The sequence below is a fragment of the Geitlerinema sp. CS-897 genome, from assembly GCF_028368005.1.
Taxonomy (GTDB): Bacteria; Cyanobacteriota; Cyanobacteriia; order Cyanobacteriales; family Geitlerinemataceae; genus Baaleninema; species Baaleninema simplex.
In genome coordinates this window covers 1-6,327 of record NZ_JAQNCQ010000207.1, presented here as the reverse complement: position 1 = coordinate 6,327, position 6,327 = coordinate 1, and the positions used below count along the sequence as shown (strand labels likewise).

Below are 6,327 nucleotides of genomic sequence, written 5' to 3'. Positions count from 1 at the left end.
TCAATCCCTGCTGCTCTGGAGAGATTGGATGTTGGCGCTCATGGCGTTGAAGCCTCACAAATCTCTCCATTTTCAACGAGGGCTAGAGGCTCTATCCCTTGTGAGGCAGGGGGTCTAGCTATGTTGTCACCCTCTCAGGGCGATCGTACTTCGAGGCGTGCCACCGCGATCGCGCGTTTATCGATCGCTGGCAGGTGGCCACCGGCTCCTGGGACGATAAAATCGTCGTCGATATCGGTTGCGGTCCGGGGAACGTTTTCGCCTCCGTCGGCGGTCGTCCCAAACTGTTAATCGGTGTCGATGTCAGTCTCGGGGCGTTAAAAATGGCCGCCGAACTGGGCTATCAACCGCTTCTAGCCGACGCACAACAGTTACCCTTGCGATCGCAAATTGCCGATATCGTCGTCGTCAACGCCACCCTGCATCACTGCGACGACATGACCCAAGCCTTACGAGAAGCCGCACGTCTGGTCAAACCTGGCGGCATCTTAGTATGCGACCACGACCCCCAACAAACGGCGTGGCATTATAAGGGACTGGCCCGATTTGTCTGGGAAGCCCGTTTGCCCCTCTATCGCTGGATCGAACGGGGCGGTCACGCCTCCAAATCCGAACAAGAGTGCGCCCTCGCCAGCGAAGCACACCACGTCCCCGGCGACGGCGTGACGGCGGATTGGTTTCGTTCGGTTCTCGATCCTCTGGGCTTTTCCACCCGCATCTTTCCGCACAACCACGACCTGGGGGCGGAAATTTTCCAGGGTAACATCGGGCGATCGGCGTCCAAATACCGCATCGCCCAGCGTTTCTCGGGAATCGACCCCGATTCTCCCGAAGCAGCGTTGTCGCTAATGTGCGTCGCCCAAAGGGAGGTATCGAAATGACCAGGAGATGGGGAGATAATGTGAAACGTTCTCCCCATCTCCCCATCTCCCCATCTCCCCATCTCCCCACTGGTGACTGGTAACTGGTGACTGGTGACTGGTGACTGGTGACTGGTAACTGGTGACTGGTGACTGGTGACTGGTAACTGGTTACGCTAAAACTCGTATCCGACGCTGAAGTAAAACCCGTCATCTTGTATGTTCTCGCCGCGATCGCTCAAATCGACGAGGGGAACGCCATAATCGACACGAAGGACGAAGCCGGGAAAGGCTTCCCAAATTGCCCCAACTCCCAAACCCACTAAAAATCGTTGGCTCGCTTGGGCGTTGGGGTTATCGTCGTGGTTCCACACCGCCCCCATGTCTAAAAAGGGCAACACTTGCAGTTTTGGCAGTCCCGAAGCGTCCCGCAGCAGGGTAATTCGGTCTTCGATGGAGAAGCTAAAGCCGTTATCTCCCGCTCGGACGTTTTGGCGATAGCCCCGTAACGACTGACCGCCGCCGATGACGAACTGTTGGGAGGGAAGCAGGGGATCGGGGGATAGTTGGGCGAACAGGCGAGCGATGAGGAGGTGGTCGTCTCCGAGGCGTTGGATACGTTGGAACTGTCCCAACCAACTGAAAAACTGCCCGTCTGGGTCGTCTCCCGAGTTGATAGTGGCGTCAAACATTCGGGTTCCGAAGCGCATTTGCGATCGCAATACCCACGCCCCGCTCGTGTCCCGACGCACGTAATCTTGACTGAAGCGGAGCGATCGCGTGCGACTGCGGCCGTCTTCGTCGGGGCCGATACCGAAGGGTTCGGGGTCGTCGTCGAGAAAAGTTTGGCTGTCTTGCCAAGAAAACCCCACCGATAGGGCAAATTCTTCGCGAGGGGTACGAATCAAGGGCTGTCGAAAATCGATTTCGTAGAGGTTCGACTCGCCGCGAATGTCGAATTCGTCGAAGGGGGCTTGGGTGATTTCGTTGCGGTTCGGGGAGACGCGAAACTGAAGCGTTCCCTCCATCGGGTTGACGGGAATGCGGTAAGCGATATCGAAGAAGTCTAACCCGTTGGTGTAAGTAAAGTTATATTCAATGTCGATTTCGTCGCCGAACCCGGCCAAGTTTCGATGGCGCACGCCGAGGATCGCCCGTTCGCCGCCGACGCTAGGGGGCGAGTAGTTGTCGGTGGCGACGCGGAACCCGAAGGGATTGGCTTCGGTGACGCGCACGACGAGCAAGCTTTCGCCGATGTCGTCTCCGGCCCGCAAGCTGGCTTCGACGCTTTCAAAGAGGGGATCGGCCCGCAACAGGCGCAATTGGTCTTCAAGGGCGGCGGTATCGAGAGGAACGTCGGCGGCGAGTTCGATTCGACTGCGAACGAAGGATTCACTGAGTCGTTCGGTTCCTTCGATGCGGATTTCCCCGAGACGCCCTTCGATAATTTGGATGGTCACAACGCCCCCTTCGATATCTTGGTTGGGGACGATCGCGCGAGAGGTGATGTAATCGCGATCGAGATATTCTTGGGTAATGGCGTCGGCGACCGCTTGTAAGTCTTGTAACGTCACCTCTCGCCCTTCGACGGCGGCGGTGAAGGCGCTCAGGTCTTCGGGCGTGAAAATGCTACTTCCGACGACTTCGACCGTTTCTACGAAGAATTGAGGTGCGTCGGGATCGGTTTCGGGAGTCGGGGGAGGCGGTTCGGGTTCAGTCGGGAGGGGTTCGTCGTCCGGTTCGAGGGGTTCGGCTTCCGGTTCGGGCGATCCGAATCGATCGCCGGGATCGGGTTCGGGATCTGTTTGAATCGGCGGAATCGACGGCACGTTTTGGGCGTGCTGTTTTTGAGTCGGTTGCTGCGTTTCCAGCCCGAACGAGCGCTTTTTCGGCATTTCTAAAAGCGCTTGAGTTGTGTTCGGGACGACGCGAGCGGACAAAGATTCAGCAGTTGACAGCCACGTTATCGCAAGTCCGACACTGACACCACACCACGATCGCCAACCTTTCACTCACGCCTCCTCGATTTGTCTGTGGTTGTTATTTCCTACGACGATACCACCCTCTCAGGAATTCGCTATGCAGCTCGGTTTTCCGACCCGTCGCGATCGCCTTGCGAAACTGCCAAATGCCATTTCAATTAAAAAAGCACCTCCGAAATCGGAGATGCTGGTCGAGGTTCTCAGTCTCGTGGTTTGTTTCGGTCTAGATGGGCGATCGCCCGTCCCGTTAAACAGCCGTAAAAGCACTCAGGCTGTTAGCTGTGACACCCAAGACGGTCGCGAGTAGCTCTTCGCCTATAGAAATCGTCACACCGTCGGCGCTGTCCGCAATCGTCAAATCGGAGAAAGATAAGCCTCCGCTCAAACCGATTTCGTCGGTTCCCGCAACAAAATCGGCGATCGTATCCGATCCTTGACCTTCAGCGATGACAAAGGTATCGACACCGTCTCCGCCCGTTAGGATATCGTTACCCAAATCGCCAGAGATGACGTCGTCTCCCGCACCGCCGGTAAGCGTGTCGTCGTCTGCTCCGCCGTAAATGCGATCGTCGTCTGCTCCGCCGTCGATCGCATCGTTTCCTTTGTTGCCAAAGAGCATATCGCTACCGCCCAAACCGGCGATCGTGTCCTCTCCGTCGCGGCCGGACAGCATATCGTTACCTTCGGTTCCCGTCATGGTATCGGTGAGAACCGCCCCGCGCATCGCTTGGTAAATGTGGGTGTTGTCGATGTGATTGGGTAAGCCCGGAACGTCGTAGCCGTAAGCCGTGTAGCCCGATCCGATCGCGCTGTCGAGAATTTCCGAACCGGCTCCTTCGTAGTAAACCGGAACCGGGAAGGTGGTATGGGTTCCCCAGCCGTACTTCACAGACGGATCGTCACCCCAGTAATGTCCGGCGGCGGTCGGGTCATCAACCTCGGTTAGTTCCGACGCGCCCTGTTCGCGCAACAGTTGCGGGAAGTTATCGTTGAGAGTGAAGTAGTGGTCGTGGTCGGCGGTGACGATCAGCAGGTTTTCTTCAAAGCCGCCGTTGTTTTGAATCCAGTCGATGGTGGATTCGATGGCCGCGTCGAAGTCGAGCATCGATCCGATGAGGTTGTCGAGGTTGTTGTCGTGAGCTGACCAGTCGATGTCGCCTCCTTCCACCATCAGCCAAAAGCCTTCGTCGTCTTTGCTCAGAAACTCGATCGCCGAATCGGTTAGTTCCTTGAGGGTGGGGTTATAGTCGAGTTCGGTGGTTAAGAACGCCTCGTCAGTTTCGCTACCCACCAACGGACGTTGGGTATCGGGTTCGAGACCTTGACTGGAAAAAACGGAGAAGTTGTTGAGACCGGTACGAGCGTAAGTTCCATCGGCGGAGTTAATGGGAATATTGCCGTTTTGTCCCCGCGCGCCGTACAGTCCGAACAGGCGATCGCCGTTGTCGGGATCGAGGCTGGCGGCGGTACTGGCTAAGATTGAGGCAGCATTCGGTCCCCGTTCGAGGAATGTATATGCCGAGTACAGACCGAAGTTGGGATCGCTAGGATCGGTCAGCGCCGCGTAAGTATCTTCTTTAACGTAGGTGTCGCTCGTGGGCGGCTCGACCCCTTCGGGAATCGGATCGTCTCCGGCAGCATCGGGATGACCGCCCCCTAAAATCAGGTCGGGCATGACGATCCGTAGAGCTTGCTGTAGCGTACTGTCGAGGTTGTCCGGTCCCAAATCCCGTTTTTGACGGAGATTGACGGCGGCTTCAGCCGCGCCAGGTGTAGCGTGATCGACGGGAACTGATGAGACGACGCCCGTTCCCATGCCCTGGAGGTTCGCCAGTTCGAGGATAGTTTCGAGATCTTTTTCGTAGATATCGACGCCGATCGCCCCGTTGTAAGTTTTCACTCCGGTATACATTGCCGTCGCCGTACCGGCTGAGTCGGGATAGCTCAGCGTCGGATATTCGGGATCGGGGGCGGGATCGATACCGCGAGACCAGGGAAATTCACCGCCACGATTGGGATCGTAGCCGACTAAGTTACCGGTGACGCCATCTGCTACTCGTCCGCCACCGTCGGCGCTCGTTCCAGGGTTAAAGGAGGGATTGAAGGCGAAGCGATCGCGCACGAAAGCTTCTCCGGTGATGTTGGAGGAAAACTCGTCTCGGCCGTCGTTGAGGGCGGAAAATTCGGTATCGAACACCCCGTCTTCGTCGGCGATCGTCGTCCCGTAGGTGGTCATTAGGGTGTACTTACTTAAGTTTTGAAAGGATAAGCCTTCACCCTTCCCTTCAGTGTAAAAATCGCTCAGCCTATTGCCAGATTCACCGTCCTCAATGCGTTTGGCAATGGCCGCAGCACGAGCCATTTCCCAGCCCATACCGTCGCCAACGAAGAGAATTACGTTTTTAGCCATGAGTGTGTGTCTGTTGTCTGAGTAAGGTTGCCAATCGTGCTTTAAATTTACGGCGCGTCATCGTCAACTATTAAGTAAAACGTAGAAATCGATATGAAATCCGAATTCAGTCGATCTCTCGAATTTTCTAATAGGTTATAGATCGCGATCGTAACTTCCCAAAACTTTGAAAGGTGAGGGACACGCACTGAAAGTCAAAAAATCGATCGATAAAATGCGAAACTCCCAACCCGTGAAGTCTCCAAATAATTGTCGATTTTGAGATTTTGGAGTGTCCGCCCTAATATAGTTTGGTGAAAAGGTTAAGATTAGATTGTTTTCTAAAAAAGACCAGCTTAAAATCGAGTTAACAAAACTTAAATTAAACAAAATATTTTTTTAGGATTTTATCGATCCGTCGATTCAAAAAAATCATCACCAATAGCGGACAAAAAAGCTGTGAACTTACTTAAAGATTGCTATCAAAAATGGCGTATTTTACTTTTGTAAAAACATGAGTTTTGGGTAGGTTGGACTTCGGCTTCGCTCAGTCCACGGTTAGACCGGAGTGGAACCCAACAGCCGCTCTATCGAGTACAGAAGTTCGTATACAATGAATTTACATTTTTGAGATGCACCTGTCAAAAACCTCTCGATCGTCGAACATTTTTTAATGTATTTTATAGTCGAAAATCGAATTTTAACTTACAGGTTTACTATTTATATTTTTTAGATTTTTTGAATTTCGATTAAAAAATCTTCTACAATTTAACTCTTGTCAATTAATTGTTGCCGAATGCGTAATTTATAGGTGCATCTCAAAAATGTAAATTTATCAAATCGGAGTCTCTGCACTGCATCGATCTGTTGTTGGGTTTCGCTATCGCTCCACCCAACCGACCTCAAACTAAAAGCAATGTAAAAAATTCTAAAATTTTTGCTACACATCGACTGAGAGGGTGCATCTCACTTTCGTAAAAACACAAAAATCATGGTAAAATAATATGAGTAGATATATCTAAAAAATTTCAAAATGAACTTAAACTCCGAAGAACGAGAAAAGCTACAAGAACATCTCAAAGCGGTGGCTGACATC

3 protein-coding genes and 1 pseudogene are annotated in these 6,327 nt (G+C 53.2%); 2 read left to right on the top strand and 2 right to left on the bottom strand.

Going from position 1 to position 6,327, the window contains the following annotated elements; translation table 11 throughout:
- Positions 1 to 118: pseudogene (locus POG22_RS13225) on the top strand (IS4 family transposase); the annotation flags it as partial.
- 76 nt (positions 119 to 194) lie between these two features.
- Positions 195 to 881 (top strand): class I SAM-dependent methyltransferase, encoded by a 687-nt coding sequence (locus POG22_RS13220; RefSeq protein WP_498905767.1) that lies wholly within the window; start codon positions 195 to 197, stop codon positions 879 to 881.
- A gap of 155 nt (positions 882 to 1,036) precedes the next feature.
- Here the strand turns inward: POG22_RS13220 and POG22_RS13215 are convergent, their stop codons facing one another.
- Positions 1,037 to 2,872 (bottom strand): ShlB/FhaC/HecB family hemolysin secretion/activation protein, encoded by a 1,836-nt coding sequence (locus POG22_RS13215; RefSeq protein ID WP_498905765.1) that lies wholly within the window; start codon positions 2,870 to 2,872, stop codon positions 1,037 to 1,039.
- A 217-nt stretch (positions 2,873 to 3,089) separates the two neighbouring features.
- Positions 3,090 to 5,252 carry an alkaline phosphatase gene (locus tag POG22_RS13210; RefSeq protein ID WP_498905763.1) on the bottom strand — a complete coding sequence of 721 codons (2,163 nt, stop codon included), beginning with the start codon at positions 5,250 to 5,252 and terminating at the stop codon, positions 3,090 to 3,092.
- Between the last annotated feature and the right edge of the window lie 1,075 nt (positions 5,253 to 6,327).